We start from the raw sequence: 16,794 nt of genomic DNA on the forward strand, positions 1-16,794 counted from the left end.
GTTATGGCTAAAAAAGGTAAGAAGTATTTAGAAGCTATCAAACTTGTTGATCGTACTAAAGCTTACCCAATTCAAGAAGCAATTGAGTTAGTGAAAAAAACTAGCACTACAAAATTTGATGCATCAGTTGAAGTTGCTTTCCGTCTAGGAGTAGATCCTAAGAAAGCAGACCAACAAATCCGTGGAGCAGTAGTTCTTCCAAACGGTACTGGTAAAACTCAACGCGTTTTAGTTTTCGCTAAAGGTGAAAAATTAAAAGAAGCAGAAGCAGCAGGAGCAGACTATGTAGGCGATGCTGAATTTATAAATAAAATCCAACAAGGTTGGTTCGATTTTGACGTAATCGTTGCAACTCCAGATATGATGGGTGAAGTTGGTAAACTTGGTCGTGTATTAGGACCTAAAGGTTTAATGCCAAACCCTAAAACTGGTACAGTTACATTTGATGTAACAAAAGCAGTTAACGAAATCAAAGCTGGTAAAGTAGAATACCGTGTAGACAAAGCTGGTAACGTACATGTTCCAATCGGAAAAGTTTCTTTCGATGAAGCTAAACTAGTTGAGAACTTCCAAACTATCTTTGACACAATGTCAAAAGCTAAACCAGCTGCTGCGAAAGGTACTTACATGAAGAACGTATCTGTTACTTCAACAATGGGACCTGGCGTAAAAGTAGATCCATCTACTGTTTGATAAAAATTGGTATTTGACAAAACAAGATGGATAGCATATACTTCATCTTGTTGAAAAAATAAATAACATTTATACCGTAGACAGTAGGTGCTAAATTTTAGCTTAATTTCCTGCCGAGGTAATACGATAGATTATTTGATCAGTTGTGAGAACGACTATTGTATACACCTCCATGTCTAATAGATATGGAGGATTTTATTTGTCGGTATGAATGTAGAAATTCTACAGGAGGTGTAAAGATGAGCAGCGTAATCGAACAAAAGAAACAAATAGTATCTGATATTGCGGAGAAATTCAAAGCAAGTAAATCAACTATCGTTGTTGACTACCGTGGTTTGACTGTTTCAGAAGTAACTGAACTTCGTAAACAACTTCGTGATGCAGGAATCGAGTTTAAAGTTTTCAAAAACTCTTTAACTCGCCGTGCTGCAGAATCTGTTGAATTAGCAGGTTTAAACGAATCCTTAACTGGTCCAAACGCTATTGCGTTCAGTAATGAGGATGTTGTTGCACCAGCAAAAATTCTAAATGACTTCGCTAAAAACCATGAAGCATTAGAAATTAAAGCGGGAGTAATCGAAGGGAACTTAGCAACAGTTGAAGAAGTAAAAGCTCTAGCTGAACTTCCATCACGCGAAGGTTTACTTTCTATGTTACTCAGCGTTCTTCAAGCACCAATCCGCAACCTTGCTCTTGCTACAAAAGCAGTTGCAGATCAAAAAGAAGAACAAGGCGCTTAATATTTTATACGGAAATGTATCATAAAACCCCAAAAAACAAGGAGGAAACATATAATGTCTAAAGAACAAATCTTAGAAGCAGTTAAAAATATGACTGTTTTAGAATTAAACGATTTAGTAAAAGCAATTGAAGAAGAATTTGGAGTAACTGCTGCTGCTCCTGTAGCTGTAGTTGCAGGTGGCGGAGAAGCTGCTGCTGAAAAATCTGAGTTTGATGTAGTTCTTGCATCTGCTGGAGATCAAAAAATCAAAGTTATCAAAGTTGTACGTGAAATCACAGGTCTTGGTCTTAAAGAAGCAAAAGAACTTGTTGACAACACTCCAAAAGCAGTTAAAGAAGGAGCTTCTAAAGAAGAAGCTGAAGAAATCAAAGCTAAACTTGAAGAAGTTGGAGCTAACGTTGAAGTTAAGTAATGTTAGTTGAAAAGAAGCTCGCTATTTTAGCGGGCTTTTTTTTCCTGAAAAGTGAGAAGGACTTAAGAAAAGTTAGGCGCAATTTACCAAGTTAGAAGTGAATCGTGAACTGCTGGGGGAATTATCTTCTAAGGAGTTCTATGAATAAGCTACTGATGGTATATGATAACTTTAGGAAAAGTCGTCTGCGCTTTTTAATTGATTACGATGCTGTGCTTTGTAGTCAATCCTCAAGTAGTCTTCCTTAAATAATTCTCCTAAGGAGGTGTTCGTATGACGGAACATTATTATTCCCGAACCCAAAATGTAAGTAGCGATCCAAATTACTGGAATTTTACGCTTAAAGGTAATACAATACGTTTTAAAACAGATAATGGAGTCTTTTCTAAAAAAGAAGTGGACTTTGGGTCTAGATTATTGATAGAGACGTATACCTTGCCTGATTTAGATGGAGATATATTAGATGTAGGCTGTGGATATGGCCCGATAGGTATATCTATTGCGAAGACTTCCCCAAATAGAATGGTCCATATGGTTGATGTTAATTTGCGTGCTATTGAATTAGCAGAAGAAAATGCCAGACAAAACGGCGTTGAAAATGTTCGCATATATGAAAGTGATCGACTTCTTCGTGTGAAAGGACAAAAGTTTGCCTCTATATTAACTAATCCGCCGATAAGAGCGGGGAAGAAAGTAGTTCATGATATTTTTGAGCAAAGCTATGAGTGTTTAGTACCTAATGGGGAATTATGGGTTGTGATTCAAAAGAAACAAGGAGCACCCTCTGCTATTGCGAAATTAGAAGAATTCTTTAAAGAGGTAAACGTAGTAGAAAAGAAAAAAGGCTATTTTATAATTCAAGCAAAAAAGATTGACTAGTCCTTTTTGTTGTGATAGCATTGTATAATGCCAATATAATATTTTTCTGAAACTCGCAATTTTATCTAAGTTACTGTATAAAATTGGTGTAAGAAGGAAAAACTAACAGAATAATATTAGAAATATGAAAATGTGGTTTTTTGATTGGAAAACCCTTTTTCTTTTTGTCTTATAAAAATGGGTCTAATATCCTTTTTTTATAAGATGTTAATAGATGTACTATAACGTTTGATTTGAGGGGTGAATCAGTTGACAGGTCAACTTGTTCAGTATGGACGACACCGCCAGCGGAGAAGCTACGCACGAATTAGTGAGGTTTTAGAATTACCAAATCTTATTGAAATCCAAACCTCTTCCTATCAATGGTTTTTAGATGAGGGATTGCGAGAAATGTTCCAGGACATTTCGCCTATTGAAGATTTTACTGGCAATTTATCACTTGATTTCATTGATTATAGCTTGGGAGATCCTAAGTATTCAGTGGAAGAATCGAAAGAGCGAGATGTTACATATTCTGCACCTTTGCGTGTGAAGGTTCGTCTTGTAAATAAAGAAACAGGAGAAGTAAAAGACCAAGATGTATTCATGGGTGATTTCCCGCTTATGACTGAAACTGGTACTTTTGTTATTAATGGTGCGGAACGAGTTATCGTTTCTCAGTTAGTACGTTCTCCAAGTGTTTATTATAATGGAAAACTTGATAAGAACGGTAAAAAAGGATTTACTGCAACAGTAATTCCTAACCGTGGAGCATGGCTAGAGTATGAAACAGATGCAAAGGATGTAGTATATGTGCGTATTGATCGCACACGTAAACTTCCTGTTACTGTTCTTTTACGCGCATTAGGATTTGGTTCCGATCAAGAGATTATTGAATTGATTGGTGACAATGAGTATTTGCGTAATACTTTAGAAAAAGATAACACAGAAGGAACAGACAAAGCGCTATTAGAAATTTATGAGCGTCTTCGTCCGGGAGAACCACCTACTGTTGAAAACGCAAAAAGTCTATTGGTATCGAGATTTTTCGATCCAAAAAGATACGATCTTGCGAATGTAGGTCGTTATAAAATCAATAAAAAGCTTCATATTAAAAATAGATTATTTAATCAGCGTTTAGCAGAAACATTAGTGGATCCTGAAACTGGCGAGATTATCGCTGAAAAAGGAACTCTTTTAGATCGCCGTGCGCTTGACCGTATTATTCCTAATCTAGAAAACAATATCGGCTTTAAAAAGCTGAGCCCGTATGGCGGAGTATTAGAAGATGATGTTGTTGTACAATCAGTGAAAATTTATTCACCACTAGATGAAGGGGATAAAGAAATTAATGTTATTAGTAATGCATATGTAGAAGAAGCTGTGAAAAACATCTCTCCTTCAGATATCATTGCTTCTATCAGTTATTTCTTTAATTTATTACATGGAGTAGGTCTAACAGATGATATTGACCATTTAGGTAACAGACGTCTTCGTTCTGTAGGCGAATTGTTGCAAAATCAATTCCGTATTGGTTTATCAAGAATGGAGCGTGTTGTACGTGAAAGAATGTCTATTCAAGACACGAATACTATTACACCGCAGCAGTTAATTAATATCAGACCTGTTATTGCATCTATTAAAGAATTCTTTGGAAGCTCTCAGCTTTCTCAGTTCATGGACCAAACAAATCCATTAGCAGAATTAACACACAAACGTCGTTTATCTGCATTAGGACCTGGTGGTTTAACAAGAGAACGTGCAGGGATGGAAGTTCGTGACGTTCACTATTCTCACTATGGCCGTATGTGTCCGATTGAAACACCTGAGGGACCAAACATTGGTTTGATTAACTCTTTATCTTCTTATGCAAAAGTAAACCGTTTTGGTTTTATTGAAACACCATACAGACGTGTTGATCCTGAGACAGGTAAAGTATCGTCACGAATTGATTATTTAACAGCTGATGAACAAGATAACTATGTTGTTGCCCAAGCGAATGCTCGTTTAGGGGAAGATGGTTCTTTCTTAGATGAAGATGTAGTAGCACGTTTCCGTGATGAGAACGTTGTTGTTAAGCGTGATCGTGTAGACTATATGGACGTATCTCCAAAGCAGGTTGTATCTGCTGCAACAGCGTGTATCCCGTTCTTAGAAAATGATGACTCTAACCGTGCCTTAATGGGTGCGAACATGCAGCGTCAAGCAGTACCTTTAATGCAGCCAGAAGCTCCAAGAGTAGGAACTGGAATGGAATACGTTTCAGGAAAAGACTCAGGGGCAGCTGTTATCTGTAAGCATCCTGGTATTGTTGAACATGTAGAAGCTCGTGAAGTATGGGTTAGACGTATTTCTGAAGTAGATGGTCAAGAAGTAAAAGGAAATCTTGATAAATATAAGATGCTTAAGTTTGTTCGTTCAAACCAAGGTACTTGTTATAATCAACGCCCGATTGTTGCTGTAGGTGATAAAGTAACAAAAGGCGAGGTTTTAGCTGATGGTCCTTCTATGGAGCTAGGTGAATTAGCCCTTGGACGTAACGTATTAGTTGCCTTTATGACATGGGACGGATACAACTATGAAGATGCTATTATCATGAGTGAACGCTTAGTAAAAGATGATGTTTATACTTCTATTCATATTGAAGAATATGAATCAGAATCTCGTGATACAAAATTAGGACCAGAAGAAATTACGCGTGATATTCCGAATGTCGGAGAAGATGCGCTACGTAACTTAGATGATCGTGGTATTATTCGTATCGGTGCCGAAGTAAAAGATGGTGATTTGCTTGTTGGTAAAGTTACACCTAAAGGGGTAACTGAATTAACAGCAGAAGAAAGATTATTACATGCTATCTTTGGTGAAAAAGCACGTGAAGTACGTGATACAAGTTTACGTGTTCCACATGGTGGTGGCGGAATCGTCCACGATGTTAAAGTCTTCAATAGAGAAGATGGAGACGAATTACCACCAGGTGTTAACCAATTAGTACGTGTATATATTGTTCAAAAACGTAAAATCCATGAAGGCGATAAGATGGCAGGTCGTCACGGTAACAAAGGGGTTATTTCCCGAATTTTACCTGAAGAAGATATGCCATACTTACCAGACGGAACACCAGTTGACATCATGTTAAATCCACTAGGTGTACCATCACGTATGAATATCGGTCAGGTATTAGAATTGCATCTGGGAATGGCTGCAAGAAGCTTAAATATCCATGTTGCATCACCAGTTTTTGATGGTGCTCGTGAGGAAGATGTATGGGAAACAATTAGAGAAGCTGGAATGGCGCAAGATGCGAAAACAGTACTATATGACGGACGTTCAGGTGAACCTTTTGATAACCGTGTATCCGTTGGAGTTATGTATATGATCAAACTTGCTCATATGGTTGATGATAAACTACATGCTCGTTCAACAGGACCATATTCTTTAGTAACGCAACAACCACTAGGAGGAAAAGCTCAGTTCGGTGGTCAGCGTTTTGGAGAGATGGAGGTTTGGGCACTGGAGGCTTATGGAGCTGCTTATACTTTACAAGAAATTCTTACTGTTAAATCAGATGACGTTGTTGGTCGTGTGAAAACATATGAAGCGATTGTTAAAGGAGAAAACGTTCCAGAACCAGGAGTTCCTGAATCATTCCGCGTATTAATGAAAGAGCTGCAAAGTTTAGGATTAGATGTGAAAATCTTATCTAGCACAGAAGAAGAAATTGAAATGAGAGACACAGATGATGACGATGATATTCATCAAGCTGAATCTCTGACAATTGTTTCCGAAACACAAGAGCCTGAGTCAGAAAAGGTAGGCATGCAAGAATAATAAGTAATGAACATGGCCTGTCTAAAAACAAAAGGGTCAGACTCCACTGCGAAGACATCTAGATAGAAGATCCTTTTATATCTTTTAAAATAGATTATTCAAGTGAAGTCAGACCCTTTTGTGACGGCCTGTCTTTGATTATAAATGTTTTTAGAAGTTTTTAAGTAAGGCAAAAGCCTGAAGATCGAAAGGGAGGTAGGACCCTTGTTGGATGTTAATAATTTTGAATATATGAAAATAGGTCTAGCTTCGCCAGATAAAATCCGTTCATGGTCATTTGGTGAAGTCAAAAAGCCAGAAACAATTAACTATCGTACTTTAAAACCGGAAAAAGATGGCTTGTTCTGTGAGCGTATTTTTGGTCCTACAAAAGACTGGGAATGTCACTGTGGTAAATACAAGCGTGTTAGATACAAAGGAGTAGTCTGTGACCGTTGTGGAGTAGAAGTTACTCGTGCAAAGGTTCGTCGTGAACGTATGGGACACATCGAACTAGCGGCTCCGGTATCACATATTTGGTATTTCAAAGGAATCCCAAGCCGTATGGGTCTAGTGTTAGATATGTCTCCACGTGCACTGGAAGAAGTTATTTATTTTGCTTCTTATGTTGTAACAGATCCAGGTGACACTGCTCTTGAGAAGAAACAACTTCTTTCAGAGAAAGAGTATAGAGCATACCGTGATAAATACGGTGTGAAGTTCCAAGCTTCAATGGGTGCTGAATCTATAAAGAAGTTATTATCAGATATTGATTTAAATAAAGAAGTAGATGCATTAAAAGAAGAATTAAAAACAGCACAAGGGCAAAGAAGAACTCGTGCGATTAAAAGACTAGAAGTATTAGAAGCGTTCCGTGGTTCTGGAAATGAGCCTTCTTGGATGATTCTTGACGTGCTTCCAGTAATTCCTCCAGAATTGCGCCCGATGGTTCAATTAGATGGTGGCCGCTTTGCGACTTCTGACCTAAATGATTTATACCGTCGTGTTATTAACCGTAATAATCGTCTGAAAAGATTATTAGACTTAGGTGCACCAAGCATTATCGTACAAAACGAAAAACGTATGCTCCAAGAAGCTGTAGATGCGTTGATTGATAACGGCCGTCGCGGACGTCCAGTAACTGGTCCTGGTAACAGACCACTTAAATCATTGTCACATATGCTTAAAGGTAAACAAGGACGTTTCCGTCAAAACTTATTAGGAAAACGTGTTGATTATTCTGGTCGTTCTGTTATCGTTGTAGGTCCGAACTTAAAGATGTATCAATGTGGTCTGCCTAGAGAAATGGCAATTGAATTATTTAAGCCTTTCGTAATGAAAGAGTTAGTAGAAAAGGGTATTGCCCACAATATTAAATCTGCGAAAAGAAAAATCGAAAGACTTCAACCGGAAGTTTGGGATGTGCTGGAGGAAGTTATTAAGGAACACCCTGTTTTACTTAACCGCGCCCCAACTTTACACAGATTAGGTATTCAAGCATTTGAACCAACGCTAGTAGAAGGCCGTGCAATTCGTCTACATCCGTTAGTATGTACAGCTTACAACGCTGACTTTGACGGAGACCAAATGGCGGTTCACGTTCCATTATCATCTGAAGCACAAGCAGAAGCTCGTTTACTTATGCTTGCAGCCCAAAACATTTTGAACCCTAAAGATGGTAAGCCAGTTGTTACTCCTTCACAGGATATGGTATTAGGAAACTACTACCTAACATTAGAGCGTGAAGGTGCAGTTGGAGAAGGTATGATCTTCAATGATACAAATGAGGCTTTATTAGCTTATCAAAATGGTTATGTGCATTTACACACTCGTGTGGCGGTACGTGCTAGTTCTTTAAATAACGAAACATTTACAGAAGAACAGAATAAACAATTGTTGTTAACAACAGTAGGTAAGTTAGTGTTCAATGAAATTTTACCAAAATCTTTCCCGTACATTAACGAACCAACGAAAACAAACTTAGAAGAAAAAACTCCCGAAAGATACTTTGTTGAGCCAGGTGTAGATGTACCTGCTGCAATTAGAGAGTTGCCAATTATCGAACCGTTCAAAAAGAAAATTTTAGGTAATATAATTGCTGAAGTCTTTAAACGATTCAAGATAACGGAAACTTCTAAGATGTTGGATAGAATGAAAGACTTAGGATTTAAACATTCTACTAAAGCTGGTATTACTGTTGGTGTAGCTGACATCGTAGTATTAGGCGAAAAACAAGAAATTATCGAAGAAGCACAAAGTAAAGTAGATAATGTAATGAAACAGTTTAGACGTGGATTAATCACAGAGGAAGAGCGTTATGATCGCGTTATTTCTATCTGGAGTGCTGCAAAAGATACAATCCAGGCAAAACTGATGAAATCCTTAGATAAACGTAATCCAATCTTTATGATGAGTGACTCCGGAGCCCGTGGTAACGCATCTAACTTTACACAGCTTGCTGGTATGCGTGGTTTGATGGCCAACCCGGCTGGTAGAATCATCGAATTACCGATTATCTCAAGTTTCCGTGAAGGTTTAACGGTATTAGAGTACTTTATCTCTACACATGGTGCGCGTAAAGGTCTTGCCGATACAGCACTAAAAACAGCAGACTCTGGTTACTTGACTCGTCGTCTTGTTGACGTAGCACAAGATGTCATTGTTCGTGAGGATGATTGTGGTACAGACAGAGGATTATTAGTTTCTGCGCTTAAAGAAGGTACAGAAATTATCGAATCACTAGATGAGCGTTTAATCGGAAGATATGCAAGAAGATCAATTAAACACCCAGAAACGAACGAAGTTATTGTTCCTGAAAATGGACTTATTACAGAAGATTTAGCAGTGGAAATTGTTGAAGCTAATATCGAAGAAGTATGGATCCGTTCGGCGTTTACATGTAATACTCGTCATGGTGTATGTAAAAAATGTTATGGTCGCAACCTAGCAACTGGTCAAGAAGTGGAAGTTGGAGAAGCTGTTGGTATTATTGCAGCACAATCTATCGGAGAACCGGGTACACAGTTAACAATGCGTACATTCCATACTGGTGGGGTTGCTGGAGACGATATCACACAAGGTTTACCTCGTATCCAAGAAATATTCGAAGCTCGTAATCCAAAAGGGCAAGCGGTTATTACGGAAATGGCAGGGGTTGTTGTTGGTATCAACGAAGGTAGAGACCGTCAACATGAGATTGTTGTTCAAGGTGAATTAGAAACTAGAACATATACTGCTCCTTATACAGCAAGACTTAAAGTAAAAGTTGATGATGTAGTAGAGCAAGGGCAGGAATTAACAGAAGGTTCTATTGATCCGAAAGAATTAATTAAAGTGAAAAACGTTACAGCAGTACAAGAATATCTACTTCGTGAAGTACAAAAAGTTTATCGTATGCAAGGGGTAGAAATTGGTGATAAGCACGTAGAAGTAATGGTTCGCCAAATGCTACGCAAAATCAGAGTGGTAGATGCTGGTGAGACAGATGTATTACCAGGTACTCTATTAGACATTCACCAATTTACTGATGCAAACGCAAAAGCTTTAAGAGAAGGAAAACTTCCTGCAACAGGAAGACCGGTATTACTTGGTATCACAAAAGCATCTCTTGAAACAGATTCATTCTTATCAGCTGCATCATTCCAAGAAACTACAAGAGTTCTGACAGACGCTGCGATTAAAGGTAAACGCGATGAATTACTAGGATTGAAAGAGAATGTAATTATTGGTAAATTAGTTCCTGCTGGAACTGGAATGCCAAGATATCGTCATGCTGAACCTATTACTGCAGAAGAACTAACAGAAGAGTCTGTTACGGTAGAGTAATAGCGATAAATTAGATCTTTTCCAAAAAGGCATATGGTTATTACGTTGACCTATCTATCATTTGTGAATTGATAGATGGGTCAACATCCATACCTTTTATGAACATATCTATTTATTAAAGGAAAGTTTTTTAGGAAAATAATTGACATCTAATTTTATAGATGATACTATATCAAAGGTGCTCCTATTCACCTGTTGCTTTGGAGGATATAAAAATGTCTTATGAAAAAGTACGACAGGCAAGTAAAATAGTAGTAGGAACAAAGCAAACAGTAAAAGCGTTAAAAAAAGGGATTGCAACCGAGGTTATCGTTGCAGAGGATGCCGATCCGATGATCATTAGAAAGGTATCTGAGGTAGCTGAAGAAGTGAATATTCCTATTATACTTGTTGAATCCATGAAGAAGCTTGGCGAATCATGCGGAATAGAAGTAGGCGCAGCAACTGTTGCCATAATTATTTAAAACTGTTTTTATGGAATTAACCATGAGAACTTTGTTTTTGCCCTAATATGAACCACCTGGATGTGTGGGCTTCAAACATAAAGGAAGGGAGGAAAAAGAAATGCCAACAATTAACCAATTAGTGCGCAAGCCTCGTCAATCTACTGAAGAGAAGTCGAAGTCTCCTGCGTTAAACAAAGGTTATAACAGTTTCAAAAAAGCACAAACAAACGTATCTTCACCTCAAAAACGTGGGGTATGTACTCGTGTTGGTACAATGACACCGAAAAAACCAAACTCTGCATTACGTAAATATGCACGTGTTCGTTTAACAAATGGTATCGAAGTAACAGCATACATTCCTGGTATTGGTCACAACCTACAAGAACATAGTGTTGTACTAATCCGTGGAGGACGTGTAAAAGACTTACCGGGGGTACGTTATCATATCGTACGCGGTGCGCTTGATACTGCTGGAGTTAACAACCGTATGCAAGGTCGTTCTAAATACGGTACTAAAAAACCAAAAGCAGCTAAAAAATAATAAAATAGAATTTATAGCATAATTGAAAGGAGGAAATCAAATGCCACGTAAAGGTCCTGTAGCAAAAAGAGACGTATTACCAGATCCGATTTACAATTCAAAGCTTGTATCTCGTTTAATCAACAAAATGATGATTGATGGTAAAAGAGGGAAATCGCAAGCTATCCTGTATTCAGCATTCGAAATCGTTGCTGAGCGTTCTGGAAAAGAAGCGATTGAAGTATTTGATCAAGCATTAAAGAATATCATGCCAGTTCTTGAAGTAAGAGCACGCCGTGTTGGTGGTTCTAACTATCAAGTTCCAGTGGAGGTTCGTCCTGAAAGACGTACAACTTTAGGTCTTCGCTGGTTAGTTAACTACGCTCGTCTTCGCGGAGAGAAAACAATGGAAGAGAGACTAGCTAACGAAATCTTAGATGCAGCTAATAACACTGGCGCATCAGTTAAGAAACGTGAAGATACACACAAAATGGCAGAAGCGAACAAAGCGTTTGCTCACTACCGTTGGTAAAATTATAATTTACAAAAATACTTTCATTATGAAAGGAGAAAGACCAAATGGCAAGAGAGTTCTCCTTAGAAAACACTCGTAATATTGGTATCATGGCACATATTGATGCTGGTAAAACGACTACAACTGAGCGTGTACTTTACTACACTGGTCGTATCCACAAAATTGGTGAAACTCACGAAGGTGCATCTCAAATGGACTGGATGGAGCAAGAACAAGAGCGTGGAATTACCATCACATCAGCAGCAACAACTGCACAATGGAAAGGTAACCGTGTAAACATCATTGATACTCCAGGACACGTAGACTTCACTGTTGAAGTTGAACGTTCTCTGCGTGTACTTGATGGTGCTGTTGCAGTACTTGATGCACAATCTGGTGTTGAGCCACAAACAGAAACTGTTTGGCGTCAAGCGACAACATATGGTGTACCTCGTGTAGTATTCGTAAACAAAATGGATAAAATCGGTGCAGATTTCCTTTATTCATTAAAAACTTTACATGACCGTTTACAAGCAAACGCTCATGCAATTCAACTACCAATTGGTGCTGAAGATCAATTCGAAGGCATCATTGACTTAGTTGAAATGAAAGCAACTTTCTACGGAAATGATCTAGGAACAGATATTCAAGAACGTGAAATTCCAGAAGACTACAGAGAGTTAGCAGAAGAATACCATGAGAAATTGGTTGAAGCTGTAGCTGAACTTGATGAAGAGTTAATGGAAAAATATCTTGGTGGTGAGGAAATCACTACTGATGAATTAAAAGCTGCTATCCGTAAAGGTACAGTTAACGTTGAATTCTACCCAGTAATCTGTGGTTCTGCTTTCAAAAACAAAGGTGTTCAAAAAATGCTTGATGCTGTTATTGAATACTTACCATCTCCATTAGACGTACCTGCAATTAAAGGTACTGCTCCTGATTCAGATGAAGTGATCGAAAAGCATTCAAGTGATGATGAGCCATTCGCTGCTCTTGCGTTCAAAGTAATGACAGATCCATTCGTTGGTAAACTGACATTCTTCCGTGTATACTCTGGTACATTGAGCTCTGGTTCATATGTACAAAACTCTACAAAAGGTAAGCGTGAGCGCGTAGGACGTATTCTACAAATGCACGCAAACAGCCGTCAAGAGATTACAGAAGTATATGCTGGTGATATCGCAGCAGCTGTAGGTTTAAAAGATACTACTACTGGAGATACTCTATGTGATGAAAAGGATTTAGTAATCTTAGAATCAATGGAATTCCCAGAGCCAGTTATCGAATTGTCTATTGAGCCAAAATCAAAAGCTGACCAAGATAAAATGACAACTGCACTACAAAAATTACAAGAAGAAGATCCAACATTCCGCGCGCATACAAACCAGGAAACTGGTCAAGTTATCATCGCTGGTATGGGTGAACTTCACTTAGATATTCTTGTAGACCGTATGCGTCGTGAGTTCAAAGTTGAAGCTAATGTTGGTGCTCCTCAGGTTGCTTACCGTGAAACATTCCGTTCATCTGCTGCAGTTGAAGGGAAATTCACACGTCAATCTGGTGGACGTGGACAATATGGTCACGTTTGGATTGAGTTCTCACCAAACGAAGAAGGTAAAGGATTCGAATTTGAAAATGCTATCGTCGGTGGTGTTGTTCCACGTGAATACATCGCACCAGTTCAAGCTGGTTTAGAAGATGCATTACAAAGAGGAGTACTTGCTGGTTATCCAATGGTAGACATCAAAGCTAAATTATTTGATGGATCATACCATGACGTTGACTCATCTGAAATGGCGTTCAAAATCGCTGCTTCAATGGCATTGAAAAATGCAGCATCTAAATGTAATCCTGTAATTCTTGAACCTGTTATGAAGGTAGAAGTTATCATCCCTGAAGAATACATGGGTGATATCATGGGTAATATCACTTCACGTCGTGGACGTGTTGAAGGTATGGAAGCTCGTGGTAACGCACAAGTTGTTCGTGCGATGGTTCCTCTTTCTGAAATGTTTGGTTATGCTACGACATTACGTTCAAGCACGCAAGGTCGTGGAGTATTCTCTATGGTGTTTGATCACTATGAAGAAGTACCAAAATCAATCTCTGAAGAGATCATCAAAAAAAATAAAGGGTAATTGTTGATTTTACCTTTTTAATGAAGTATAACTACTATGTAGGCAATAAAGCTGTGATCATTAATCACAGCTCTATAAAAATACTTATTTTTTACAAATCAAAGGAGGATTTTCCTAATGGCAAAAGCTAAATACGATCGTTCTAAGCCACACGTAAATATTGGAACAATTGGTCACGTTGACCATGGTAAAACTACATTAACAGCTGCTATCACAACTGTACTTTCTAAAGTTGGTGGCGGTGAAGCTCGCGGTTATGATCAAATCGACGCTGCTCCAGAAGAGCGTGAGCGTGGAATCACAATCTCAACTGCACACGTTGAGTACGAAACTGCTACTCGTCACTATGCACACGTTGACTGCCCAGGACATGCTGACTATGTTAAAAACATGATCACTGGTGCTGCTCAAATGGATGGTGGTATCTTAGTAGTATCTGCTACTGATGGTCCAATGCCACAAACTCGTGAGCACATCCTTCTTTCTCGTCAAGTTGGTGTACCTCACTTAGTAGTATTCTTAAACAAATGTGATATGGTTGATGATGAAGAATTATTAGAATTAGTAGAAATGGAAGTACGTGACCTATTAACAGAATATGAATTCCCTGGTGATGATATTCCTGTAATTAAAGGTTCTGCTCTTAAAGCTCTTGAAGGAGATGCTGCTTGGGAAGAAAAAATCACTGAGCTTATGGCTGCAGTTGATGAATATATCCCAACTCCAACTCGTGACACTGACAAACCATTCATGATGCCAGTTGAGGATGTATTCTCAATCACTGGTCGTGGTACAGTTGCAACAGGTCGTGTTGAGCGTGGACAAGTTAAAGTTGGTGACGTTGTAGACATCATCGGTTTAGCTGAAGAAAAAAAATCAACTACTGTAACTGGTGTTGAAATGTTCCGTAAATTACTTGATTATGCTGAAGCTGGAGATAACATTGGTGCACTTCTTCGTGGGGTTGCTCGTGAAGAAATCCAACGTGGTCAAGTATTAGCAAAACCAGGTTCAATTACTCCACACGTAAAATTCAAAGCAGAAGTTTACGTATTATCAAAAGAAGAAGGTGGACGTCATACTCCATTCTTCACAAACTACCGTCCTCAGTTCTACTTCCGTACAACTGATGTAACTGGTATTTGTAACTTACCTGAAGGTGTAGAAATGGTTATGCCTGGCGATAACATCGAAATGGATGTTGAATTAATTTCTTCTATCGCTATTGAAGAAGGAACTAAATTCTCTATTCGTGAAGGTGGACGTACTGTAGGCGCTGGTGTCGTTGCTACTATCGTTGAATAATAACCTTTGATAAAAAACAAGCTGATTCGTCAGCTTGTTTTTTTTGTGAACAAATCTATCGCAATTAAAATAGATTTAGGTACGTAAATAGTAATTATGCTATTTGGATAAATGATTGTATAAAGGAATAATGTTTAAATATTATCAGGTTAGCTATAATAGATAGGGTTATTAATATAGAAGAAAGACGTTTTCCAAAATCTTACTATATAATCTTTCACTATTTTTTGTTAGAATATAAAAGTCTTAATAATAGTTTTCTCAATCTAAATGGTTCATTACCAATTGACTGACAATTATACATTGGGTTGAAATATGATCATGGAATATGTATAATAATTTGAGTGTACTAAAACGAAAGAAAAATAATAAATGTTGTTGCTTTTCTAGGCGTTTTTATGTATAATAGACAATGTTGGTCTTTGACTTGCGATGATGTGGGAGGTTGCTGACACACCCGGCCGCTTTGCCATGGCGAGTGTGTGGGAAATTCCTGCGGAGAATGTCTATTCTAAAATAGGCGAAAAGGAGGGAAAATAATGGCAAAACAAAAAATTCGTATTCGTTTAAAAGCGTATGATCATAGAATTTTGGATCAATCAGCTGAGAAAATCGTTGAAACTGCAAAACGTTCTGGTGCTGCTGTATCTGGACCGATTCCGTTACCAACAGAGAAGTCTATATACACAATCCTACGTGCGGTTCATAAATATAAAGATTCTCGTGAACAGTTTGAAATGCGTACGCATAAACGTCTAATCGACATCGTGAACCCAACTCCACAAACAGTTGATTCACTAATGCGTCTGGATTTACCGTCAGGTGTAGATATCGAAATTAAATTATAATTGAAATAAACATTTAAACAATCAGGAGGTGTGACTTAAATGACCAAAGGAATCTTAGGAAGAAAAATAGGTATGACTCAAGTATTCGCTGATAACGGCAATCTTATCCCTGTAACTGTAGTGGAAGCTGCTGAGAACGTTGTTCTTCAAAAGAAAACTGTTGAAGCTGATGGCTATGCGGCAGTACAAATCGGATTTGAAAACAAACGTGAAAAGTTAGCTAACAAACCTGAACAAGGACATGTTGCTAAAGCAAGTACTGCTCCTAAGCGCTTCGTTCGTGAATTTAGAGATGTTAGCGTGGAAGAGTACGAGGTTGGTCAAGAAGTCAATGTAAGTATTTTCGCTGAAGGCGATATAGTGGATGTAACAGGTATCTCTAAAGGGAAAGGTTTCCAAGGTTCAATTAAGCGCCATGGACAATCTCGTGGACCAATGGCTCACGGATCTCGTTACCATCGTCGTCCGGGTTCAATGGGACCTGTAGCACCAAACCGTGTATTCAAAGGGAAAGCATTACCAGGACGTATGGGTGGAGAACAAATTACTGTTCAAAACTTAGAAATCGTTAAAGTAGATGCAGAACGCAATCTTCTGTTAATTAAAGGTAATGTACCTGGAGCTAGAAAAGCTTTATTAAAAATCAAAACTGCTGTTAAAGCATAATTATTAATCTGGAA

Annotated in this window: 13 protein-coding genes and 1 other annotated feature; all 13 genes read left to right on the forward strand. The window is 38.2% G+C overall.

What is annotated here, in order from left to right:
- The first annotated feature begins 3 nt into the window (after positions 1 to 3).
- The 13 genes from rplA (at position 4) to rplC (ending at position 16,780) form a co-directional block, all read left to right on the forward strand.
- Positions 4 to 693, forward strand: coding sequence for a 50S ribosomal protein L1 (rplA, locus tag NST77_RS21255; protein WP_095333624.1), 690 nt, complete (start codon positions 4 to 6; stop codon positions 691 to 693).
- 56 nt (positions 694 to 749) lie between these two features.
- Positions 750 to 900: a sequence feature (ribosomal protein L10 leader region), on the forward strand.
- 32 nt (positions 901 to 932) lie between these two features.
- Complete coding sequence (gene rplJ / locus NST77_RS21260; protein WP_047943706.1) at positions 933 to 1,433, forward strand: 50S ribosomal protein L10; 501 nt, start codon at positions 933 to 935, stop codon at positions 1,431 to 1,433.
- Between the two features lie 54 nt (positions 1,434 to 1,487).
- Positions 1,488 to 1,847 carry a 50S ribosomal protein L7/L12 gene (rplL, locus tag NST77_RS21265; RefSeq protein ID WP_095333626.1) on the forward strand — a complete coding sequence of 120 codons (360 nt, stop codon included), beginning with the start codon at positions 1,488 to 1,490 and terminating at the stop codon, positions 1,845 to 1,847.
- 273 nt (positions 1,848 to 2,120) lie between these two features.
- Complete coding sequence (locus tag NST77_RS21270; protein WP_341123515.1) at positions 2,121 to 2,726, forward strand: class I SAM-dependent methyltransferase; 606 nt, start codon at positions 2,121 to 2,123, stop codon at positions 2,724 to 2,726.
- A gap of 249 nt (positions 2,727 to 2,975) precedes the next feature.
- Complete coding sequence (rpoB, locus tag NST77_RS21275) at positions 2,976 to 6,536, forward strand: DNA-directed RNA polymerase subunit beta (RefSeq protein WP_047943709.1); 3,561 nt, start codon at positions 2,976 to 2,978, stop codon at positions 6,534 to 6,536.
- 204 nt (positions 6,537 to 6,740) lie between these two features.
- The gene (gene rpoC / locus NST77_RS21280; protein ID WP_047943710.1) at positions 6,741 to 10,340 is read left to right on the forward strand and encodes a DNA-directed RNA polymerase subunit beta'; all 3,600 of its coding nucleotides are present in this window, start codon (positions 6,741 to 6,743) and stop codon (positions 10,338 to 10,340) included.
- A 215-nt stretch (positions 10,341 to 10,555) separates the two neighbouring features.
- Complete coding sequence (locus NST77_RS21285; RefSeq protein WP_047943711.1) at positions 10,556 to 10,804, forward strand: 50S ribosomal protein L7ae-like protein; 249 nt, start codon at positions 10,556 to 10,558, stop codon at positions 10,802 to 10,804.
- A 100-nt stretch (positions 10,805 to 10,904) separates the two neighbouring features.
- Entirely contained in the window at positions 10,905 to 11,327 is a 423-nt protein-coding gene (gene rpsL / locus NST77_RS21290; RefSeq protein WP_047943712.1) for a 30S ribosomal protein S12, read from the forward strand.
- A gap of 40 nt (positions 11,328 to 11,367) precedes the next feature.
- The gene (gene rpsG / locus NST77_RS21295) at positions 11,368 to 11,838 is read left to right on the forward strand and encodes a 30S ribosomal protein S7 (RefSeq protein WP_016204554.1); all 471 of its coding nucleotides are present in this window, start codon (positions 11,368 to 11,370) and stop codon (positions 11,836 to 11,838) included.
- Between the two features lie 47 nt (positions 11,839 to 11,885).
- Positions 11,886 to 13,961 carry an elongation factor G gene (fusA, locus tag NST77_RS21300; protein WP_095333632.1) on the forward strand — a complete coding sequence of 692 codons (2,076 nt, stop codon included), beginning with the start codon at positions 11,886 to 11,888 and terminating at the stop codon, positions 13,959 to 13,961.
- 117 nt (positions 13,962 to 14,078) lie between these two features.
- Positions 14,079 to 15,266 carry an elongation factor Tu gene (gene tuf, locus NST77_RS21305; protein WP_095333634.1) on the forward strand — a complete coding sequence of 396 codons (1,188 nt, stop codon included), beginning with the start codon at positions 14,079 to 14,081 and terminating at the stop codon, positions 15,264 to 15,266.
- Positions 15,267 to 15,805: 539 nt separating this feature from the next.
- Positions 15,806 to 16,114 (forward strand): 30S ribosomal protein S10, encoded by a 309-nt coding sequence (rpsJ, locus tag NST77_RS21310; RefSeq protein WP_009336571.1) that lies wholly within the window; start codon positions 15,806 to 15,808, stop codon positions 16,112 to 16,114.
- Between the two features lie 39 nt (positions 16,115 to 16,153).
- The gene (gene rplC, locus NST77_RS21315) at positions 16,154 to 16,780 is read left to right on the forward strand and encodes a 50S ribosomal protein L3 (protein ID WP_047943715.1); all 627 of its coding nucleotides are present in this window, start codon (positions 16,154 to 16,156) and stop codon (positions 16,778 to 16,780) included.
- The last annotated feature ends 14 nt before the right edge of the window (positions 16,781 to 16,794 follow it).

Source organism: Niallia sp. FSL W8-0177 (assembly GCF_038006285.1).
GTDB lineage: Bacteria > Bacillota > Bacilli > Bacillales > Cytobacillaceae > Niallia > Niallia circulans_A.

Excerpts from the sequence above, each read along its gene's own strand:
- rplA (WP_095333624.1), top strand. The coding sequence starts at position 4 with ATGGCTAAAAAAGGTAAGAAGTATTTAGAAGCTATCAAACTTGTTGAT.
- rplJ (WP_047943706.1), top strand. The coding sequence starts at position 933 with ATGAGCAGCGTAATCGAACAAAAGAAACAAATAGTATCTGATATTGCG.
- rplL (WP_095333626.1), top strand. The coding sequence starts at position 1,488 with ATGTCTAAAGAACAAATCTTAGAAGCAGTTAAAAATATGACTGTTTTA.
- NST77_RS21270 (WP_341123515.1), top strand. The coding sequence starts at position 2,121 with ATGACGGAACATTATTATTCCCGAACCCAAAATGTAAGTAGCGATCCA.
- NST77_RS21285 (WP_047943711.1), top strand. The coding sequence starts at position 10,556 with ATGTCTTATGAAAAAGTACGACAGGCAAGTAAAATAGTAGTAGGAACA.
- rpsL (WP_047943712.1), top strand. The coding sequence starts at position 10,905 with ATGCCAACAATTAACCAATTAGTGCGCAAGCCTCGTCAATCTACTGAA.
- rpsG (WP_016204554.1), top strand. The coding sequence starts at position 11,368 with ATGCCACGTAAAGGTCCTGTAGCAAAAAGAGACGTATTACCAGATCCG.
- fusA (WP_095333632.1), top strand. The coding sequence starts at position 11,886 with ATGGCAAGAGAGTTCTCCTTAGAAAACACTCGTAATATTGGTATCATG.
- tuf (WP_095333634.1), top strand. The coding sequence starts at position 14,079 with ATGGCAAAAGCTAAATACGATCGTTCTAAGCCACACGTAAATATTGGA.
- rpsJ (WP_009336571.1), top strand. The coding sequence starts at position 15,806 with ATGGCAAAACAAAAAATTCGTATTCGTTTAAAAGCGTATGATCATAGA.
- rplC (WP_047943715.1), top strand. The coding sequence starts at position 16,154 with ATGACCAAAGGAATCTTAGGAAGAAAAATAGGTATGACTCAAGTATTC.